This window comes from Cohnella lubricantis (assembly GCF_014212015.1).
In the GTDB taxonomy this organism is placed as follows: Bacteria; Bacillota; Bacilli; order Paenibacillales; family Paenibacillaceae; genus Cohnella; species Cohnella lubricantis.
Window position 1 is genome coordinate 1 of sequence record NZ_JACJVN010000053.1, and the last position, 19,845, is coordinate 19,845.

Genomic DNA, 19,845 nt, shown 5'->3' on the forward strand with positions numbered 1-19,845 from the left:
GCGGCGCTGCAGCGCCGCAAGGCGATGGCGCGCAGCGGCATGCCGGCGGCAGCGGCAATGGCAGCGGCGGCCCAGGCGGAAGCCGCTGGGGCGGCAAGAACCGGCGCCGCGGCGGGTTCCACGGCAAGCCGAACCGGCCGCGGCCCGAAGGCGGACCGCGGCCCGAGAACGGGCGCCGTCCGGATAACGGGCAATCCGGCTCCGGATCCAGCGGTGGAGCGGAACGGACTTAATAGATTGACAAAAACAAACAGCGGCGCAAGAGGAATGATCCTCTGAGCCGCTGTTTGTCGTTCCGCTTACTTCTTCCGCTTCCACGAGGCGCTCGAATCGTTCTGGTCGAAGCCGATGAACGCCTCCCGCACGCGGTTCCAGAACGGGAATGGCCGATACCGGGCGAATCGGACCTTCTCGTCGGCGACGGTGCAGATGATCGAGCGAACCTCGTCGAACTGCATGACGAGATGGTCGATGCCAATCGCCAGCGGCTCTTCGGGAGCGGTCACGATGTCGCAGTGGTGGTGCTTCGGCAGAATGATCGACGAGCCCAGCGTCCGATAGACGCGGTTGTTGATCGAGGCGATCTCGGCGATCTGCAGCGCTTCTAGCGACGGATGAATGATCGAGCCGTTCACGCTCTTATTGTAGCCGGTGCTGCCCGTCGGCGTGGATACGACGATGCCGTCGCCCCGGAACATCTCGAACGGTTCGTCGTTGATGTTGAGTTGGGCGACAAGCGTCCCTTCCACGCTCTTCAAGGTGAATTCGTTCAGCGCCAGATATACGTTCGTGCCGCTGTCGGTAATAATCTCCACGCGCAGAAGCGGATAGCTGACCGTCGTGGGCTCCATCTTGGCCATCAGCTCGACCAGCTCGGGGAGCTCGTCCTTCTGCCAGTCGGCGTAGAACCCTAAGTGGCCGGTATGGACGCCGACGAACGCCAAGGAGTCGACGTGATCCCGGTAACGATGGAAGGCTTGCAGAAGCGTGCCGTCGCCGCCGATGGACAGCACGATATCGGGAGCTTGATCATCCCGCGTTAATCCGCGCTCCTTCGCCATCGTATGGAATTGCTCCGCCAGCTCGCGGGATAACCGGTCTCCCCGGTCCAGCAATGCGTACTTCAAGTTGCTGCTCCTTCCGTAGCCGTAGCCTGCCGGCAGCTCTCCAGCTAGGAGACTGTGCGGCATTCGGCCTGTTCACGAATTGTCACTTCAAATCATACCCCAACCCGCCCGGCGAAAACAATGCCCGAATGCCGCCGCGGCCACTGGCACGTTCAGGAAGCGGAGTACAGCAGCGGCCACAGCAGGTAGACTAGCAGCACCGCCATCCCGGCGTGAAGGAGCCGCGCCCGCAGGAACGGACCGTAGCGCCAGCTCGTGCGGCTCATTAATCCCGCCACCTGCGCGTGCACGGACAGGCCGCCCCACGACAGCACGAAGGCGGCAGCGGCGACGCGGTCGATCAGCGGCGGAAGCGCACCCGAAGCCGCCGCTGCGCCCGCGCCGGCTTCAGCGGCGCCCCGGGAGCCAAGCGTCACTTCGAATGTGCCGCTGACGAGCGCATCGCTCAGATGAGGGGAAGCGCCGGCGGCATGAAGCGCTAGCGTGAACAGATGGCGAAGCCCGCCGAGCAGCCCGCTATGGATGAGCAGCTCCAGCGTCGCCGAGAAGAAGACGACCAGCCCGCCGACGACGATCATCAGCTGCAGCGAGGACTTCAGCGAATCCTGCAGCATCGTCGCGAACGTTCGGCCGTCCGCTTGCCTCGCCTCATACATGGCGGCGAACGCTTCGCGGATGCGGCCGCCGGGACGGCGCCGGCCGGCAGCCGGCGAACCGCTTGAATCTGCGCCGGTCATTTGCTCCCCGCGCCCGGTCCATCTAAGCAGCATGCCGAGCAGCATGGCGCCGCCGTAATGGGCGGCGATCAGCACCGGCACGATGTCTGCCCGGCCGAAGAAGCCGATGCAGACAGCCCCGATCAAGAAGATCGGGTCAGAAGATGTCGTCATGGCGACCAGCCGCTCGCCTTCGCCGCGATTCAGCAGCTTGCTCTCCATGAGGCGCGAAGTCAGCCTCGCGCCGACCGGATAACCGGACGCGAAGCCCATCGCGACGACGAAGCCGCCTGCGCCGGGAATGCGGAACAGCGGCCGCATGAGCGGATCGAGCAGCCTGCCGGTCAAGTGAACGATGCCGAAGCCAAGCAGCAGCTCCGATAAGACGAAGAAGGGGAACAAGGCGGGAAAGAGCACTTCCCACCAGACAGCCAACCCTTTAAGGGATGCATCCAGCGCGACTTCCGGCATGGCAAGGGCCAGCCCGCCGATCAAGGCGATCGCCGTGCCAATCGTTAGAGCGGCTAGCCAGCCGTTCAGCCGGGAGAGCCGATTCGGGCGGATGGGTGCTGCGGGCGTGCGCATGCGGTCACACTCCATTTCTCGATTGAAGCCTCTCTTGTCCAATATATGAGCCGTCCGCTTCGTTCTTGCCGGGGCTTTTTTTGCAATCGGTTACAATTGTGGTGCGCGCGCCTTGTATGTTGTGATACAATCAAAGGGAATAAGCCCATAAAGCGAGGGATGAAGATGGCGGCGGTCGTGGCAGGTTTTCTCGTATGCGCTTTCGTCTTTGTGATCCGTGAATCGTTGGCAGGAACCGAGGAAGATTGGTAGACCCGCGTCTTTGCTGATTCGAACCTACTCATACTTGAGGCCCTTCGGGGCCTTTTTTGCTTTTTCCGACACTAGGCTGGCCAACCTCTTCGCCGTCTGAAGTTCCGGTTGTGCTATAATGAATTAGCGTCAAACCGACGGCGGTCCATGGCGTTCTTGAGGCCGTCTGATGAGGAGGCTGCGTCAATTGAATTTCAACACGATATACGAAGCTGCAGGAGGAGCGTCCGCGATTCGCGACTTGGTGGAGCGCTTCTATCCGAAAGTGCAGGAGCATCCGCTTCTGGCGCCGTTGTTCCCGGAAGACATTCGCCCGGTGATGGAGAAGCAGGTGCAGTTCCTGACGCAATTCTTCGGAGGACCGAGCTTGTATTCCGATGCGCACGGACATCCAATGATGCGCGCCCGGCATATGAGATTTCCGATTACGCAGGAGAGGGCCGAGGCATGGCTGGACTGCATGAGACGAGCCCTTGCCGAGACGGAGCTCTCTGAAGAACTGCAAGCCATTATGCTGGATCGGTTGTCCGGCCCGGCCTTTCATTTCATGAACAGCTGACAATGACGATAGGGCAATCCTTTATTTTGAAGAGACTGCCATGGGAGGACTCGGAATGGATCCGTTATTTCAAATCCAAATAACTTGCTTATGCTGCGGCTTCGAATTCTCGACTTCCCGGGTTCGTCCGAGCTTGAAGCGGGCCACTCGAACAGATACGGACTTCTGCTCTTACTTCGGCGTGGCCAATCCCGACTTCTATGTCGTTCGGGTATGTCCATCCTGCGGTTATGCTTCGACTGAGAACTCAAGCGATCGCCTGACCGACAAGCAGAAGCAAGCGTACTTAGATCAGATTGGGAAAATGTGGTCTGCGCGCGATTACGGCGGAGAGCGCACGTTGGAAGAGGCTTTGGCGTGCTACAAGCTGGCCCTGTTGTCAGCTCAAGCCGTAGAGGAGAACGATCGGCTGATCGCAAGCTTGCTGCACCATATCGCTTGGTTATACCGATATCAAGGCAATGAAGGAATGGAATTAAAGTTTCTGCAGTTCGCACTGGATTCTTACATACAAGCTTATCAGACGGAGAGAGATGCGGATAAGAATGCTCGGCTGCTGTACTTGATCGGCGAGCTGCACCGCAGAACCGGGAACTATCATGAAGCGGTCCGCTGGTTCACGCGCGTTATTCACGATAAGAGCATTACCGATGCGGCCATGATTCGCGCGTCGCGGGAGCAGTGGACACAGATCCGGGAGGATCTGACCGCCGCCGGAGCGGAATTGCCGGAGGAGATGACGAACGGCGCTTGATAGGCGCCGTTCCTCGTTAGATTATGATCAGTTACATGGGAGCCTTCGAATTCAGGAGCGCCGTCTAAGCGGCTTGTCCGACATCAGGTAGTCGCCGTCCGCATCCACGAACTGCACCCGCGTGTGGCAGCACGGGAAGACGACGGGGCGTTTGCGCAACCCGCCGCGGAGATCGTTGATCTCTTCGGGCTTCATCGGCAGCCGGACGTGGGAGTTGCCGCAGAAGGGACACTCCAGCGCGTAGACTTCGTTCATCTGAATATCGTAAGGCAAACTGTTCTGGAATGGGATCATAGCGGGAACGCCTCCGTTCGCAAAGCTCATCTTACGATACAACAGTTGTTCCCGGTAACGCAATGTTGTAGCATTTAATTCAGATTAGTTGAAGAGAGGATGAGGACCGTCATGGCAGAGCAATTGTCGCAACAATGGGATTTGGAAGCAATCTTCGCAGGAGGCTCCGATTCGCAGGCTTTCGCCGGCTTCATGGCGCAGACGGAACGGTTGATTGCCGAGCTTCTCGGCGAACTGAAGCTTAGCGGCGAGGGGGAACCGGACGAGCAATCGCTGAACAAGTGGACGGCTGCGCTGCAGGAAGCGCGTGCTCGTATCGTGCAAGCCGGCTCGTTCACGGGCTGCTTGACCGCACAGGATATGCACGACAAGCATGCGGTCTCATGGACAGATAAGGTGCAGTCGGCTGCGGCTCAGCTCCAGCAGGCTTCCGATCTGTTCGATGTGAAGCTGGCGGCGGTTCCGGATGAGCGGTTCAAGTCGTGGGCAGCTTCGGCCGATCGTGCCGGCATTGCGTTCCCGCTCAGCGAACGCCGCGAAGCGATTCGCGATAAGCTGCCGCCGGAGCTCGAAGCGCTCGCGTCAGAGCTTGCGATTGACGGCTATCATGGCTGGGGCGAGCATTACCAGACGATCGTCGGACGGATCGCCATTCCGTGGGAAGAGGACGGCAAGTCCGTGACGCTGTCCGCCGGGCAAGCGTTCAACAAGCTGAACAATCCGAAGCAGGAAGTTCGCGACGAGATGGGCGCGAAGTGGGAGGAAGCCTGGGGCGGTCAAGCCGATCTGGCGGCTGACACGTTGAATCGGATGGCCGGCTTCCGGCTGAAGCTCTATGGCCGCCGCGGATGGGAGGATGTGCTCCGCGAGCCGCTGAAGATCAACCGCATGAGCCGTGAGACGCTCGACGCGATGTGGGATTCGGCAGCAGGCGGAATGGACGCTCTGAAGCGATATTTCGCGGCGAAGGCGCGCCTTCTGGGCAAGGATAAGCTTGGCTGGCACGATGTATCTGCGCCGGTGGCGGCCGATGCGTCGACGATCCCATTCGACGAAGCCGCGACGATGATCGAAGGCGCGTTCAATGAGTTCTCGCCTAACCTGGCCGCGCTTGCGAAGCGCGCGTTCCAAGGCAGCTGGATCGAAGCCGAAGACCGCGCTGGCAAACGTCCGGGCGGCTTCTGCACCGACTTCCCGCTGAACCGGGAGACTCGTATCTTCATGACCTACTCCGGAACGGCCGACAACGTCTCGACGCTGGCGCACGAGCTGGGGCATGCTTACCATTCCTCGCTCGTCTCCGGCCTGCAGCCGTTCGCGCAGGATTATGCGATGAACGTCGCGGAGACGGCGTCCACCTTCGCGGAAGCGCTCGTCAGCGACGAGCTGCTGCGGCGGGCTGGCAGCGATGCGGCGAAGCTGTCGCTGCTTGACGAGCGTCTGCAGAGCGCCGTCGCATTCTTGATGAACATCCGCGCGCGCTTCCTGTTCGAGACGCGCTTCTATGAGCGCCGCGGCGAAGGCATGCTGGACGTAGGCGAGCTGAACGAGCTAATGGTCGCCGCCCAGCGCGAAGCGTTCGGGGATGCGCTCGGCTCCTGGCACCCGCACTTCTGGGCGTCGAAGCTGCACTTCTATATCACCGACGTGCCGTTCTACAACTTCCCGTACACGTTCGGCTATCTGTTCAGCACCGGCATCGGCGCTGTCGCGGCGGCCGAAGGGAAGTCGTTCGCCGGCAAGTACGACGCGCTGCTTCGAGATACCGGCCTGATGACCGTCGAAGAGCTGGCGTCCCGGCATTTGGGCGTCGATCTGCGGCGTCCGGACTTCTGGCAGGCGGCCGTTAAGCGCGCCGTATCCGACATCGGCCAATTCGAGCAGCTTGCTGCTTCACGCTAAGCAACCGCGCCGTAACCGGCCGCGGACGTGTTAGGAACTGCAGGTACGCATTCGCCTCCGCAACCGAATTCATTTCGCTTAATGCGCCGCTTCTCACTGTTCGAGTGAGAGCGGCGTATTGGCGTTTTTACAGCATGTTCTTTATGACATCATTTTCTTTATTTATATGATGTGACAAAATAAGACAAAAAGATTGAAAAATTCTAATTATAGTCATATAATAGTTCTCAAGTTCCATAATATTTCCAAGTTATCCCTTAAATGAGACCTGAGGAGGAGAATGATGAGCTGGGACATGGTACCATTGGCCAGGCAAGTCGATGCAGCGCTCCAAGAGATGGCAGAAGAATTAAAGGGAATGTTTGCGGGAACGATCGTTTTCCAAATTCGCAACGATGCGGTGGGCAAGTTTGGCATTCGCCATCTGCCGTTGGAATGCGAGGAGCGGGAATCGGACAACTCTTCTTCGGCGGGAGGGCTTTCGGCTGAACAAGTTGAGAAGCTGCGGCGGATGGCGGTTGAGGCACTCGTACATAAGAAGAGCTGGACGCACGGCGAGATTACTTATGACTTCTTGTTAAAGCAAGGCAAAGTGAATTTAAGCGTTCAATTCGAATCGAATTACAACATGGCGAATCTGATGTTCCGGTTGTCTCCGAAGCGCCGAGACCGGCGCGAAGCCAACTGAACGGGACGGAGCAGAACATAATAGAGAACAGAACAAAGCCGGCTGCCGCTTCTGCGGTGCCGGCTTTGTTGCAGACAAGCGACTAAGTGCGCATATGTATTATGCAGGAGGAGCATTCGAACCGAATGAGGAGTTAGGTTGAACTGGGACTAATTCCATCGCTGGCGCCGCTCAGATCCAGCCCATCCGTTCGAAGATGTGGGAGCCGATCAGCACGAGCCAAGCGGTCAGGAGCCCGAAGTAGATGACGAATTTGGTTCGGAACGTGGACAGCATCATGAGCGCTCCTTTCAAGTCCATCATGGGTCCGAAGACAAGGAAGGACAGAAGCGCTCCGGGCGGAAATAAGTGATCGAACGAGACGGCGACGAAGGCGTCGGCAGTGGAACACAAGGACAGAAGGAAAGCGAAGGCCATCATGAACAGGTGGGAAATCAAGTCGTTGCCTGCGACAGCGGCGAACGTGTCCTGGCTGACGACGTTCTGTACGGCTGCAGTGATGAGCGCTCCGATGAGCAGATATTTGCTCATGTCCAACATATCCTCCGCGGCATGCTGCGGAACGCCGGTCAGCCAGCCGCGCCAGCCTCCGCGGGACGAAGCGTGGCGGTGATGGTGCCCGTGGCTGTGGCCGTGATCGTGACTATGTCCATGCTCATGATGATGATGATGTCCATGCGAATGCCCGTGCCCATGGTATCCATGAGCGTCAAACGGCCCAATTCCGGCCGTTCCGCCGCCCTTCGGCTCCCGAAGCGGGCTGCGAGTGAGCAGGATAGTCAGCATTAACCCGAGCGCGACTGTTACCAGGAAGGCCAGCCCGAACCGGGCATAGGCAAGACGGGGATCGTCCCGGAAGGCGACGAGCGTCGAGACGATGACGATTGGATTAAGGATCGGTCCTGCCGCCATATAGACGATGCCGATATAGGCGGGCAAGCCTTTGCGCAGAAGTCTGCGGACGATGGGGATCATGCCGCACTCGCATAGCGGAAGAGCCAGCCCCAGCAAGCTTCCGAAGAAGACGCCGTACAGCTTGCGGCGCGGAGCGAAGCGTTCGATAAGCCGATCAGACATGTATTTCTCGATCAAAGCGGAGACGATGGAGCCGAGCGCCAGATAAGGAAGCGCATCTAGCATAATATCCGCGAATGTGCGGAGGAAGGGCAGCATCCATTCCTGATGCGCGCGCCACAGAATAAAGGCGAAGACAACGCCGACAGCCGCCGTCGTCACCCGGAGCCTGACGATCGTCAACGAGGGTCACTTCCTTTTCACCGGAACTTCTCTAAGCGTATGCTTGACCATCGTCCGTGAGAACCCGTCCCAAGTTGACATGCGGGGTTTGAAGAGTATAATGAATGTCAATAATGAACATGGCGATGAAGAGCTATAGTACGTCTTCGGGAATTGCTTGCAGAGAGCCGGTGGCAGGTGCGAACCGGTACAGCCCGATGTGCGGAAGTGGAGGCTTGGAGCCTGGAGCGGTCTCAATCGTTCCCGTCCGTTCCCCGTTACGGAACTCAAGGCTTCTCCGGCGTTCGCGCCGGCGAGGCGAATAAGGGTGGCACCACGACCTCTTCGTCCCTTGGCGAAGGGGTCTTTTTGTTTTTTTACCGAACATTGGGATAAAGGTGGGTTCACACATGAGCGAGAAACTTCGCGTATTGTCGGGCATTCAATCCAGCGGGCGGCTGACGATCGGCAATTACATCGGAGCGATGAAGAACTTCGTAGAGCTGCAGGATGAATACGACAGCTACTACATGATTGCGGACTTGCATGCCGTCACCGTGCCGCAGGATCCGGCGGATCTTCGGGAGCAGACCGAGATGGTCGCGGCGCTGTACGCGGCGGTAGGCATCGATCCGGCGAAGGCGGCAATCTTCGTGCAATCGCATGTGCATCAGCATGCTGAACTCGGCTGGCTGATGACGACGCTGTCGTACATGGGCGAGCTGGAGCGCATGACGCAGTTCAAGGACAAATCCGCGGGCAAGGATGCGGTTGGCGCGGGCTTGTTCGTCTATCCGCCGCTCATGGCGGCCGACATTCTGCTGTATCAAGCCCATCTGGTGCCGGTAGGCGACGACCAGAAGCAGCATTTGGAGCTGACGCGCGACTTGGCAGGCCGCTTCAACCATCGGTACGGCGAGACGTTCCGGGTGCCGGAGCCGTTCATTCCGAAGTCTGGCGCCCGGATTATGTCGCTTGACGATGCTTCCAACAAGATGAGCAAGAGCAGTCCGCTCGCGGGAAGCTACATCGCCATGCTGGATGAGCCGGACGTCATTCGCAAGAAGATTGCCCGCGCCAAGACGGACACGGGCATGGGAATTGTGTTCGATCCTCAGAATAAGCCGGAGATCAGCAATCTGATGACAATCTACGCGAGCTGCGCGGGGATTACGCTGGATGAGGTTCAAGCCCGCTATGAGGGCCAAGGCTATGGAGCGTTCAAGAAGGACTTGGCCGAGCAGGTGGTCGCCATGCTCGAACCTATGCAGAAGAAGTATGCTGAGATCCGCTCGTCGGGCGCGATCCATGACATTCTGCGAGACGGAGCGGAGAAGGCTGCCTCCATCGCCGAGAAGACGATACGCCAAGTCAAAGAGACGATGGGCTTCCTGTCGCCCCGGAACTAGGCTTGGTTCTGGTTCTTGCGCCGGATACGCGCTTTGACGGTGAAGCCGAGGCCGATGTTCGCGATGCACAGCACGAAGAAGATCGCGGCAGCCCATCCGTTGTAGTTGAGCGAGATCGCGCAGAGCGTCATCCAAATAATTGAAGTAACGGCAAACAATAATCCAAGCGGCTTGTTCATATTGTTGAGCTCCTTGAGCATATTTTTCTTTCGCCTTTGCATACTAGGAAAGCAAGCTTGCAAACTACTCAGCAAGGCGAAAGGAGCAAACAGGAATGCCAGCAAACCAGAACAACTCTTCGTCTTCCCGCAACCGGGTGCTCGTCAAGGAATCCAAAGGCGCTCTGGAAAACATGAAGATGGAAGCCGCTCAGTCCCTTGGCGTCCAAATTCCGCAAGACGGTTACTACGGCAACGTGACTTCCCGCGATGCAGGTTCGCTTGGCGGCTATATCACCAAGAACCTGGTTCGTATCGCTGAGCAGCAACTGTCCGGCAGCGGTCGCTAAGGGACGAAGCGTCCCCGGCCTAAAGCCCGAGGAATTCCTCGGGCTTTTTGCTTATTATCATATCTCAACCTCCGGCTGCGCACAATGAAGTGTACCCTGCTATTAATAGGTATTCATCCGAAGCCGCTTCTCCAGCCGATCGTCGCTCAGCCAGCCGACATAAGACTGAAGCGGCACATAATTGGCATCCATCAGCACAACGGCGACGAAGGGGTATTGGCGGCGGTAGCGGTAACGGATATCCTCCCAACGCACCTCATATCCCCAGCTGTAGATCCTCACATGGCCGCAGGGGCAGGGAGTCAGGTTGAGCAGCGCTTGCACATCTTTGCTGCTCTTCGAGGCCTCGATGGCCGGATGGTCGTCGCATCTCGTGCGGTCAACCCATCGCAGCGTGCTGTTCTCCCATTCGCCGATGCTGTAGCGATTGTCTTGGGAGAGCTTGACGACGTTCCAGCGGAACATCGACAACGTGGACAGCAGCTTGTAGCGATCCCCTTCGCGCCAATCCGGGTCCTTCTTGGGGAGCTGCGACAGGAGTCTGCGGTGAACCCATGTTCTCCAAGCGATATACAGAACGACGAACGCGTACAGAACCGGGAAGATGGCTCTCGGATCGGCCAGTCCGCTCAGCCATAGCAGAACGGCAAGCGCGTGGGAAGCGAAGATGGCAGGGTCGAACACGTGAATGGAGCTGAAGGCGATCCACTTCTTGGTGAACGGCCGGAAGCCTTGAGTGCCGTAGGAGTTGAACAGATCCGTCGTCACGTGCAGGACGACAGCCAGCAGAATCCATGCCGCGAGATGTCCCCATGGGACTCCGCGGAAGAGAAGCGACACGGCAAGCGTGATGAGCGCTGCCCATCCAATCTGGGCGGGGATGGAATGGGACCATCCGCGATGGTTTCTGATATAATCGGCATTGCTCTTGAATCGCAGCAGCATGTCCGCATCCGGAGCCTGCGAGCCTAGAATGGTTCCGATCAGGATGGCGACGGGGCCGTCGGGATGAGTAGCGATTGCCGGATCGGCTAACGCGAGGCCTCCCAACCCAAGGCCGAACATCAGATGAGTACCTGAATCCATGCCGATAGCTCCTTTCGTATTTTACATTAGATGGGGTAAGTATGGTCCGGGGGGGACTAATTTATGTCAATCGAGGAGGAGTACCTGGATGATTCTGTTCTGTGAGTATGTGATTGCCGCAGACTGCCGCGAAGAGTACGTAGCGTGGGTTAAGCGCAATCCTGAGCGTTGGATGGATGCGGAGCTGGCTGAGAATACCGCGCAGCCAGGTGTCTTCGTGGAGCTGCGAAGGGCCAAGGACGAAGAGGAAGCCGACCGCATGCAAAAAGAACGCCGCGAAGGGCGCTCTTGGCGAGAGATGGAGCAGTGGGTCAAGGGAGGTCCGGAAGGCTTGCGAATCTGGACGTTCCGTCCGGTTATCTAGTCGGCAGCCCGCCTGCGGAGCCGAATGGAAGCGTGTAGTTAAGAGGCTCGTCGAAGGTGACATAATCGAGGTTCAAGGTCAAGAGCAGGAATCTCTTCCCCGTCGTCGGATCGCTGAGCACGATATGGTCGCGGCCGGCAGCTTCCACGACGCCTTTGAAAATTTTGGCGTTCCATTCCGAATTGTTCTCATACGTCATGTAGAACGTGCCAACCTTGCCGAGATTCATCCGCAGAATGTTCTCCACGTACGACTCTTCTCTTGGCGGCGCCGGGAGCGTCATACCGGTTGGCGTGACGACCGAGCCGCTGGTCACGGCGGGAGGAGTGACACCGGGAACAGAAGGCTGGGCGGACATAGGGAACATTGCTCCCGCCGCCATTGGAGCCATCGATGCAGTGCCTCCAGTCGGCATTCCGCCGTAGGGTACTGGAACGGCTGGAGCTTGCGGCCAAGGCGTTTTGTTGTACAAGGGGTTATACCTCCTTAGAATATGGCTTGCGCCTTAATAAACTTGGGGAGCCCGGCGCTGCGCTAACGGTGCTGGGCGATTGTCGCAATACAGTCTATTGCGGCCGCCCGGAATTGGTGACTGCGATGGCGAAATGATGAACACGCGGCGCGAACGTTGTCAATAGCCAAACAGATAGGGTATCATTAGTCATGACAACCTTGCGGTTTGGTACATATTTAAGGAGGAACATCGTGATTAAAGACCTCGTGGCCCTTACCAAGCCGGGCATCATTCGCTTGAATTTGTTCGCGGCGTTCGGCGGTTTCTGGGTCGCTTCAAGATGGCAGATCGAATGGTCCGTGCTGATCTGGATGCTGATCGGCTCGACGCTGACGATGGCATCGGCTTGCGTATTCAACAACTATTTCGATCGCGACTTCGATACCAAGATGGCGCGCACGCAGAATAGAGCGCTGCCCCAAGGCCGGCTTCGGCCTTCTTTTGTGCTCGGATATGCGATCGCGCTCGGCGTACTGGGTCTCGCCGATTTGTTCATCATGGTTAACCCGCTGTGCGGATGGCTAGGCTTGCTTGGATTTTTCGTTTATGTCGTCATTTATACGTTGTGGCTGAAGCGCAATTCCACATGGAGCACATCTGTTGGAGGCATCTCCGGGGCTATGCCGCCCGTCATCGGCTATTGCTCGGTCTCGAATGAAGTGGATGCAGGCGCATGGATTCTGTTCGCGCTGCTGTTCCTATGGCAGCCGCCGCACTTCTGGTCGCTCGCGATCCGGAAGGTGGAGGAGTATCGCGCTGCCGGTTATCCGGTGCTTCCAGTCGTCAAAGGCGTGCTCCGGACGAAGATTCAGATGATCCCGTACATTGTGCTGCTGCTGATCTCCTCCATTCTGCTGTATACGGAAGGCTATGTCGGCGTGGTGTTCCTGATCCTGTCCATCGTCATTCTGGGCTGCTGGGTCATTCATGCGTTGTCCGGCTTCCGCGCGCGGAATACGGAGAAGTGGGCGAGGACGGACTTTCTGTTCTCGGTCAATTATTTGCTGGTTATGTTCATTGCCATGATCCTCGATACGAATGGAGTGTAATCGACCATGTCTATGCAAGATGAAGAACGTACTGTAGGAGGCGCGCCAGTCTCTTCAACTGGAGCGGCGAAGAAGCCGTTCATGAAGCGCTACGGCTTCCCGATGACGCTGCTCGCGCTCTGCGTCATTCTCGCGGGATTCTTGATCTGGAATTCGATGCCGAAGAGCGAGAAGCTGCCGGATCTAGGCGCGGCAGCCGACTTTACGTATAACGATATTGACGGCAATCCGGTGACGTTCAGCGATGCGGAAGGCAAAGTGCGGCTCGTGTACTTCTTCTTCTCCAACTGTCCGGACGTATGCCCGCCGACGACCTACATGCTGTCTCAGGTGCAGGACAAACTGAAGGCGGAGGGCAAATTCGGCGACAAGGTCGAGATCTTCTCGATCACGATCGACCCGGTGCGCGATACGCCTGAAGCGCTGAAGACGTTCGCGGGCAAGTTCAACGCCGACTTCAGCGGCTGGAAGTTCCTGCGCGGCGATGAGAAGGAGACGGCTGACCTGGCTTACAAGTATCAACTGATGGTCACCAAGGATGAGGAAGGCAACTTCGGGCATTCGAACTTGATCGTGCTCGTGGACAAGAAGGGCAGAATGCGCGAGTTCATCTCGCCGGCTTCGAACGGCGAAGCTGGAGAATACGACGCCGACGGGCTTGTGGCGGAGATCAACAGCCTGCTGTAGAGAATGTGCCGACGCTAATCCGCGAAGAGGGCAGCTCATGCGAATTCAAGCGTTAGCGGAAGCTGGTTCCGTAATCTCGCCGCAAAAACTGCTCGTAGACGGGATAGAGGGACGCGGTTCCGTTATTCGCGACATGCCATTCGAGTAACCATCTTGAAACGCGGAAATAACGGAATGACGTTCCGTTATTGCTCGGAGATCGAACTTCAGCTAACCAATAACGGAACTACGTTCCGCTCAGACTGTCGAGTAAGTCTCGGCAGTCTTTCTTATATGTTAGATTGATTTAACACGATACGTTAACTGTGATACGAAGCCGTCTTCAACAGACTCGCCTCTTTATTTGATGGTCAGCCGGCGTTCACTCCGGCCAGCCGGATGACGGCGGCGGGTACAGAATGTACTCCTCCAGCCCGGCCTTCTCCAACTGCTGGATCAAGTACTCCTCCGGCGTGCCTTCAACTCCGTTGTAGCCGCGGCGCGTATAGATATGCTCCGCATCGGGGAACGCGTCCCGCAGCACGCCGCGAATCCGCCGCCCGGACGCGTCCGGATCGGTGAACAGATATACTTGCCGGTCGCCGACCGTCTTGCGGAGCGCCTCGAGCTTCTCCGTATTCAGCGTTCCGAACGTGCAGTGAATCGGAACGTCGGATGAGAGCACGCGGGCCAGGCGGCTCTTGTCGTTCTTGCCCTCGACGATAATCACGATATCGTTGTCCATCCAGTCGATATCCTCCTTGGCTGCGGAGAGATCGCGAAGCCGGTTGCCGGCTTGCTTGGAGATCTCTATTGTACCACAACCAGCCGGAGTCCTATTATCCGCCCTAGCGGAATGAGGGAGCGCCCGTGGCGGACGCGAGTTAGTGGCCGGAGGGAGGCGTCAAGTCCGCTCCGGCGTTCCAGCCTTTGGAATAGACCGGACGAGGCATTAGCGCGACCAGGGCAGTCATGAGCACGGCGAAGGCGATGAAGTACGGTGAGAAGCGGCTGCGGGAGGCGCCGGCAAGAACCGGACCGAGGAACGAGCCGATCGACATCGCGATGGACAAGAAGGAGAACGTGCGCCCGAACCGGGATGGACCGCTTAGCTGAAGCAGGAACGAAGTCATCGCGGGGAAAATGATGCCCTTGGCCATGCCGATCACGAACAGCATCGCCATTAAGGGAACCGGCCATCCGGCCGCAATCCCGTAATAAGCCAGGGCGGCGAGCAGCAGGCCGGCGACGTTGCGCGCGTATGGCAGGTAACGCTGCAGGAACAACAAGGCCAGCGTTGAGAGGGAGCCCAGGCTGATGACGGAGAATAGAAGTCCGGCATCCATCAATTGATCCGGCGAAGAAGCCTCGAACGGGAGCTCGAAGGCGAGAATGCCTTGAGAGCAGGCGACGGCGACGGGCAGCAGGAAGACGATCCAAGGGAACCGATCCGGCGCTTCGTCCTTGCGGGCGGATTCAGCGGGCAGCCTTAATTCTGACGTTCGTCGGCTCTCCGCGGCGGAGGTAGAACTTGGCTCCATCGAAGCCTTCTGCGGCATGGCCGGTTCGCGAACGAACCAGAGCGAAGAGATGCCGGTCGCGAGAAGAATCCAGCCAAGGATCAGGAACGATTCGGTGAAGCCGATCCTGGCCGCCAGCCAGGCGCCGGCCGCCGGCGATACGACGGAAGCGATCGTATGAACGAGCCCGTTGCCGGCCATCAGCTTGCCTTGCTGGATGTGATTTTTGGCCAGTTTGGCTAGCAGAGACAAGCACGCCGGCGATAGGAACGCCAGAACGAACCCGCTGATGGAGCGGATATAGAGCAGATGCCAGGGATCGGTCACTCTCGATTGAAGAATGAGCAGAATGCCTGCGCCCGCCAAGCTTGCGGCGATGAAGTAGCGGCTGCCGTAGCGGTCGACGCCGTAGCCGGCGAGCAGATTGCCTGGCAGGTGGGTGAGCGAGTACATTCCCATGACGAGCCCGATGAAGGAAGGCGCGGCGCCAAGCGAGACGGCGAACGGGGTCAGCATCGGGTATTGGGCGTGAAGATCAAACATCGCGACGAATAGGAACAGATAGAGCCAGACAGCCGTCTTCATCGGTATCGCACCTCCATGATGACAGGAGCTTGGCGAGCGAGTCGGCGCTTGCGCGATTCCTGTCTTGTCTATCCTACTTGTACGTTGAACAAGCTCTTCATATGCGCGAACGTTTCGCCGCCGCGGAGATATGCCGCATTTTCGACAAATAAGGCGTGAATAAGACGGATATAATTCAGAGACGGCGAGGAGCCGCTAAATTCGATTGAAAATGTTGGAGTTCTAATAGGTTTTACTCGACGCAAAAAGGTAAAGTATAATAGAGTAGGGTTATTCGCTAGCTATGGGGGAGATGGAATGAACCTCGACTTCGAGGCTTGGAAGCAATTCGCCATCGATCATTGGATTATTATCGTTGTTGCCATCGTGGCGATGATTGTAATCGTCAAGCTGGTCAAGACGCTGACGAAGTGGGTGCTGGTCGCCGCGATTGTCGTCGGCTTGGCTGTCTATGGGGGATACAGCATTAACGATCTGAAGGAAGTCGGCTCGAAAGTCTCTTCGGCCCTTCTGAACGAAGCGATCGCCTCGATGGCAGGAGAAGCAGCGGACGCGAAGTACACGCTGAACGAGGACGGCACCTACACGGTAACCTCCAACAACTTGACGCTGTCGGGCGTCCCGAATTCCGGCGAAGTGAAGGTCACTTACCGCGGCGTCACATTCCCGGCGGTTCCGCTTGAAGGAGCCGTTCGCGAGTTTGTCGTTCAGGCGCGGGAAGCTTCGCAATGAGTTCGCTTGACACGAACCTGATCACTTTGGGGTTGCTCGCCGTTGTGGCGGTATCGATGCTGCAGGGCGTGTGGAGAGGAGCGAACGGTTCCGCGAAGCGTCTGTTCCTCTTCGTCGCCGGAGCGGCGATGACGCTTGCGTCCATCGCGCTTGCGGCTTGGGCGGCCGCCGCAGCTTCGCCCAGAGTACAGGAGTGGCTGGCGCAGCGGCCATGGATTCAGCCGAAGGCGGATGCTTCGGCTATTGTTCAATTCTTGTATACGGCTTATTCCGGCATTCGCGATCTGCCGCTGCTGCGGTTCGCGGTGCTGTTCTTGATCGGATACACGGCGATTCGCGCTGTCCTGGGAGCGTTCAGTTCGCTCCTCATCAAAGTCGGAGCGGCGCCGATGGCTATCGTGCCTTCAGGCGGTTCCATCAGCCGCGTGTTCGGCGGCTTGATCGGCGCCGCGCTCGGCTGCGGCAGAGCGCTGCTGCTAACGGCGCTGTTGTTCGGGTATTGCGCCTTGTTCCCTAAGGCGCCGTTCGTTCATTATGTGGCGGAGTCGAGCTTGTACCAACAGGCAGCATCTCAGGTCATTCAGCCAGCGGCCGGGAGGCTTATCGAGGAGCGACTGCCGGTATTCGCAAGACAGATGCAAGGCGAGCTGAATCTGCTCTGGCAGAAGCGTTATGACGTCATAGACGCGGATTTGCCGTCTGATATCGTCCTTGCCGCAGAGCAGGTGACCGAAGGCAAGGAGTCTGCGGAAGATAAAGCGCGCGCATTATACAACTGGGTGGGCACTCGAATCGTCTATGATGATGACAAGGTGATGGCTTACGAGGAGCGGAACGAGTGGCGGGAGCAGAGCCCCGAGGACACGTTCCAGACCCGCAAGGGTGTCTGCATTGATTACGCCCGCTTATATGCGGCGATGGCCAGGTCCGTCGGGCTGCAGGTCCGCGTCGTGACCGGGCTCGGTTCCGACGGCATGGGCGGCTATGGCGCGCATGCCTGGAATGAAGTCTATCTGCCGGAGCGGGAATCATGGGTTCCTCTGGATCCGACCTGGGCGCGGGCGGGCGATTGGTTCGATCCGCCGAACTTCACGGATACGCACATTCGGCAAGCCTGATAAGCCTTTATCCTACTAGCATGAACTTACAGCAGGAGGAACAACAGCGTGAGCAACAACAGCACGGAAGAGGCGCAGAAGCGCGAGCTTCGCAATCGTCGAAGCTTCAGCTTCCGCTTGAACTCGTTTTTTTTCCTAACCTTCTTTGTCTTCTCGCTGCTCATCGTGAGGCTGGCTTATCTTCAATTCGTCCAGGGCTCGTCGTTCAAGGAGCAGGAGCATCAGATCGCGACGCGGGATGTGTCCATTCCGCCGATCCGGGGCAACATCTACGATGCCGCCGGCGAGCCGATCGCCTACTCCACATCGACGCAGTCTCTGTACTACACGCTTGAACCTGGCACGAAGGAAGAGGAAGGCAAGGCGCTCGCGGAGAAGCTTGTCCGGGTATTCGACCAATATGGAGATAAGACGAAGCCGGCTTTGACGGCGGAAGAAGTATTTGACGATATGGACTTTGGCGGCAAGGTGCATTTGCCGTTCCAGCAGCGCCGGATCAAATCCGGCCTGACGGACAAGGAGATCGCGTATTTCAGCGAGCATCGCGATGAATACAACGGCATCGATATCGTTGAGGAGAGCATTCGGCAGTACAGCCCGGACAAGGTCGCCGTTCAGCTGGTCGGCTACATGAAGCAGCTGTCCGGCGCGATGTCGCTGGATAAGTATAAGGACATCAACGAAGGCCAGACGGACCCGACGCTTAAGTATCTGGACAGCGAGGAGGTCGGCTTCGACGGCCTCGAGCTAATGTATCAGGACGAGCTGCGGGGCCGCAACGGCCTTAAGACGTATCCGGTTGACAGCCAGAGCCGGATCATTGGTCCGATGCAATTGACCAAGCCGGTTAAAGGCAACAACCTGTATTTGACGATCAACAAGGATGTGCAGCTGGCAACGCAGAGCGCCATCACCGAGCAGTTGAAGAAGCTTCGCACATCTACCATCGCCGCGGAACGCGCGCCGAATGCCAGGACCGGCTATGCAGTGGCGATGGAGGTCAAGACGGGCAAGGTCGTCGCTATGGCGAGCATGCCTGATTACGACTCCAACATCTGGCAAGGCGGCATCAGCCAGAAGGATTACGAAGCGATCCAATATTACATGGGGAACGGTGCGATCCGCGAAGTGCAAGCGCCTTACGCCGACGACAAGGAGCGCTTGAAGCACCCGTCCTCGCTCGTCAATCTGGGATCGACGCAGAAGCCGCTCTCCATTCTGCTGGGGTTGAACGAAGGGCTGATTACGCCGACGTCGACGTTCTACGATCCAGGCTACTTCGAATTCGGACGCGAGGGCTATGAGACCCGGGTGCGCAACTCGAAGAGCGAAGCGAATGGACTGCTGACGGCATCGAGAGCGATCGCGAAGTCGTCCAACGCCTTCATGTCGGCTATGATCGGCAATGCGCTGTACCTTCGCGACGGCAAGGAAGGGTTGGACATCTGGGACAAGTACATGAAGGAGTTCGGCCTCGGCGTGTCGCCGGAGAGCGGTCTCCCCGGCGAATCCAAAGGCTCGATCAACTACTTCATCGAGGCGGAGCGGGGCAGCGCGCAATCTGCGCTCATCTATGCTTCGTTCGGTCAGCAAGGCCGGTACACGGCTCTGCAGCTTGCGCAATACGCGACCATGCTGGCGAATCGCGGCTCTCGGCTAAAGCCGCAGTTCGTCGATCATATTACGGATGCGGACGGCAACATCGTACAATCCTATCAGAAGGAAGTGCTGAATACGGTCGAATTCCCCGATGTCTATTGGGAGACGATCGAGAAGGGCATGTCGCAGGTTAACGTTCAAGGCTTCGACGGCTTCCCGTACAATTTCAACCGGAAGACGGGAACATCCCAGCAGGACGTCGGAGGAGGCCTGGTCGAGAATGCGGTGTTCATCGCGTATGCACCCGCCGAAGACCCGAAGCTTGCGGTCGCCGTCGTCGTTCCAGAAGGCGGCTTCGGCGGATGGGGAGCGGCTCCGATCGCGCGGAAGATCTTCGATGCTTACGACGAGACTGTCGGCCTGACGGACGCTGGCCCGAAGAAGCCTGCGAACAGCGGCGTAACGAATGTGGAGGCTGTGAATCCGTAAGCTGTTTTTAGCCATGCAAGAGTGAATAAGGGGACGCTCGAATGCCATAAATATGGTGGACGGGCGTCCTCTTTTTGCCGTCGCTGTTTCCTC

Annotated in this window: 21 protein-coding genes and 1 pseudogene; 13 read left to right on the forward strand and 9 right to left on the reverse strand. The window is 58.1% G+C overall.

Annotated features, from left to right (window positions below; genetic code table 11):
* Window positions 1–233: pseudogene (locus H4Q31_RS13180) on the forward strand (hypothetical protein); the annotation flags it as partial.
* A gap of 66 nt (window positions 234–299) precedes the next feature.
* Here the strand turns inward: H4Q31_RS13180 and H4Q31_RS13185 are convergent.
* Both H4Q31_RS13185 and H4Q31_RS13190 read right to left on the reverse strand, forming a co-directional pair.
* On the reverse strand, window positions 300–1,127 hold the full coding sequence (locus H4Q31_RS13185; RefSeq protein ID WP_185179530.1) for an NAD kinase: 828 nt from the start codon (window positions 1,125–1,127) through the stop codon (window positions 300–302).
* Between the two features lie 152 nt (window positions 1,128–1,279).
* Entirely contained in the window at window positions 1,280–2,428 is a 1,149-nt protein-coding gene (locus H4Q31_RS13190; RefSeq protein WP_245347324.1) for a nucleoside recognition domain-containing protein, read from the reverse strand.
* 421 nt (window positions 2,429–2,849) lie between these two features.
* On the opposite strand from H4Q31_RS13190, the gene H4Q31_RS13195 reads away from it, so the two are divergent.
* Window positions 2,850–3,239, forward strand: coding sequence for a globin domain-containing protein (locus H4Q31_RS13195; RefSeq protein WP_185179531.1), 390 nt, complete (start codon window positions 2,850–2,852; stop codon window positions 3,237–3,239).
* A 55-nt stretch (window positions 3,240–3,294) separates the two neighbouring features.
* Entirely contained in the window at window positions 3,295–3,993 is a 699-nt protein-coding gene (locus tag H4Q31_RS13200) for a DUF2225 domain-containing protein (protein WP_185179532.1), read from the forward strand.
* Between the two features lie 51 nt (window positions 3,994–4,044).
* Here the strand turns inward: H4Q31_RS13200 and H4Q31_RS13205 are convergent, their stop codons facing one another.
* The gene (locus tag H4Q31_RS13205) at window positions 4,045–4,287 is read right to left on the reverse strand and encodes a hypothetical protein (RefSeq protein WP_185179533.1); all 243 of its coding nucleotides are present in this window, start codon (window positions 4,285–4,287) and stop codon (window positions 4,045–4,047) included.
* Window positions 4,288–4,398: 111 nt separating this feature from the next.
* On the opposite strand from H4Q31_RS13205, the gene H4Q31_RS13210 reads away from it, so the two are divergent.
* Both H4Q31_RS13210 and H4Q31_RS13215 read left to right on the forward strand, forming a co-directional pair.
* A complete protein-coding gene (locus tag H4Q31_RS13210) occupies window positions 4,399–6,189 on the forward strand; it encodes a M3 family oligoendopeptidase (protein ID WP_185179534.1) in 1,791 nt (596 codons plus the stop codon).
* 283 nt (window positions 6,190–6,472) lie between these two features.
* Window positions 6,473–6,877: an O-methyltransferase gene (locus tag H4Q31_RS13215; RefSeq protein WP_245347325.1), complete on the forward strand. Its 405-nt coding sequence runs from the start codon at window positions 6,473–6,475 to the stop codon at window positions 6,875–6,877.
* A 171-nt stretch (window positions 6,878–7,048) separates the two neighbouring features.
* Here the strand turns inward: H4Q31_RS13215 and H4Q31_RS13220 are convergent, their stop codons facing one another.
* Window positions 7,049–8,134 carry a permease gene (locus tag H4Q31_RS13220; RefSeq protein WP_185179536.1) on the reverse strand — a complete coding sequence of 362 codons (1,086 nt, stop codon included), beginning with the start codon at window positions 8,132–8,134 and terminating at the stop codon, window positions 7,049–7,051.
* A gap of 389 nt (window positions 8,135–8,523) precedes the next feature.
* On the opposite strand from H4Q31_RS13220, the gene trpS reads away from it, so the two are divergent.
* Entirely contained in the window at window positions 8,524–9,522 is a 999-nt protein-coding gene (gene trpS, locus H4Q31_RS13225) for a tryptophan--tRNA ligase (RefSeq protein ID WP_185179537.1), read from the forward strand.
* On the opposite strand, the gene H4Q31_RS13230 is transcribed toward trpS, so the two are convergent.
* Entirely contained in the window at window positions 9,519–9,701 is a 183-nt protein-coding gene (locus H4Q31_RS13230; RefSeq protein ID WP_185179538.1) for a DUF5325 family protein, read from the reverse strand. The two genes, trpS and H4Q31_RS13230, sit on opposite strands and share 4 nt — an antisense overlap.
* Window positions 9,702–9,796: 95 nt before the next feature.
* Here H4Q31_RS13230 and H4Q31_RS13235 point away from each other — a divergent pair, with 95 nt between their 5' ends.
* Window positions 9,797–10,030 carry an alpha/beta-type small acid-soluble spore protein gene (locus H4Q31_RS13235; protein ID WP_185179539.1) on the forward strand — a complete coding sequence of 78 codons (234 nt, stop codon included), beginning with the start codon at window positions 9,797–9,799 and terminating at the stop codon, window positions 10,028–10,030.
* Window positions 10,031–10,132: 102 nt separating this feature from the next.
* On the opposite strand, the gene H4Q31_RS13240 is transcribed toward H4Q31_RS13235, so the two are convergent.
* Entirely contained in the window at window positions 10,133–11,116 is a 984-nt protein-coding gene (locus H4Q31_RS13240) for a metal-dependent hydrolase (RefSeq protein ID WP_185179540.1), read from the reverse strand.
* Between the two features lie 88 nt (window positions 11,117–11,204).
* Between H4Q31_RS13240 and H4Q31_RS13245 the strand changes: the two genes are divergently transcribed.
* On the forward strand, window positions 11,205–11,480 hold the full coding sequence (locus H4Q31_RS13245; protein ID WP_185179541.1) for a hypothetical protein: 276 nt from the start codon (window positions 11,205–11,207) through the stop codon (window positions 11,478–11,480).
* Here H4Q31_RS13245 and gerQ read toward each other — a convergent pair.
* Window positions 11,473–11,895: a spore coat protein GerQ gene (gene gerQ / locus H4Q31_RS13250; RefSeq protein ID WP_185179594.1), complete on the reverse strand. Its 423-nt coding sequence runs from the start codon at window positions 11,893–11,895 to the stop codon at window positions 11,473–11,475. The two genes, H4Q31_RS13245 and gerQ, sit on opposite strands and share 8 nt — an antisense overlap.
* A 290-nt stretch (window positions 11,896–12,185) precedes the next feature.
* Between gerQ and cyoE the strand changes: the two genes are divergently transcribed.
* Window positions 12,186–13,043, forward strand: coding sequence for a heme o synthase (cyoE, locus tag H4Q31_RS13255; protein ID WP_185179542.1), 858 nt, complete (start codon window positions 12,186–12,188; stop codon window positions 13,041–13,043).
* A gap of 6 nt (window positions 13,044–13,049) precedes the next feature.
* Window positions 13,050–13,730, forward strand: coding sequence for an SCO family protein (locus H4Q31_RS13260; RefSeq protein WP_185179543.1), 681 nt, complete (start codon window positions 13,050–13,052; stop codon window positions 13,728–13,730).
* Between the two features lie 361 nt (window positions 13,731–14,091).
* Here H4Q31_RS13260 and H4Q31_RS13265 read toward each other — a convergent pair whose 3' ends face one another.
* Both H4Q31_RS13265 and H4Q31_RS13270 read right to left on the reverse strand, forming a co-directional pair.
* Entirely contained in the window at window positions 14,092–14,454 is a 363-nt protein-coding gene (locus tag H4Q31_RS13265) for a ribonuclease M5 (protein WP_185179544.1), read from the reverse strand.
* 139 nt (window positions 14,455–14,593) lie between these two features.
* Window positions 14,594–15,814 (reverse strand): MFS transporter, encoded by a 1,221-nt coding sequence (locus H4Q31_RS13270; protein WP_185179545.1) that lies wholly within the window; start codon window positions 15,812–15,814, stop codon window positions 14,594–14,596.
* A 297-nt stretch (window positions 15,815–16,111) separates the two neighbouring features.
* On the opposite strand from H4Q31_RS13270, the gene H4Q31_RS13275 reads away from it, so the two are divergent.
* The 3 genes from H4Q31_RS13275 to H4Q31_RS13285 are packed head-to-tail and all read left to right on the forward strand — an operon-like array spanning window position 16,112 to window position 19,752.
* A complete protein-coding gene (locus H4Q31_RS13275; protein ID WP_185179546.1) occupies window positions 16,112–16,546 on the forward strand; it encodes a hypothetical protein in 435 nt (144 codons plus the stop codon).
* Complete coding sequence (locus H4Q31_RS13280; RefSeq protein WP_185179547.1) at window positions 16,543–17,664, forward strand: transglutaminase domain-containing protein; 1,122 nt, start codon at window positions 16,543–16,545, stop codon at window positions 17,662–17,664. Before H4Q31_RS13275 ends, H4Q31_RS13280 begins: the two co-directional genes overlap by 4 nt.
* 48 nt (window positions 17,665–17,712) lie before the next feature.
* Window positions 17,713–19,752, forward strand: coding sequence for a peptidoglycan D,D-transpeptidase FtsI family protein (locus H4Q31_RS13285; RefSeq protein WP_185179548.1), 2,040 nt, complete (start codon window positions 17,713–17,715; stop codon window positions 19,750–19,752).
* Window positions 19,753–19,845 lie beyond the last annotated feature (93 nt).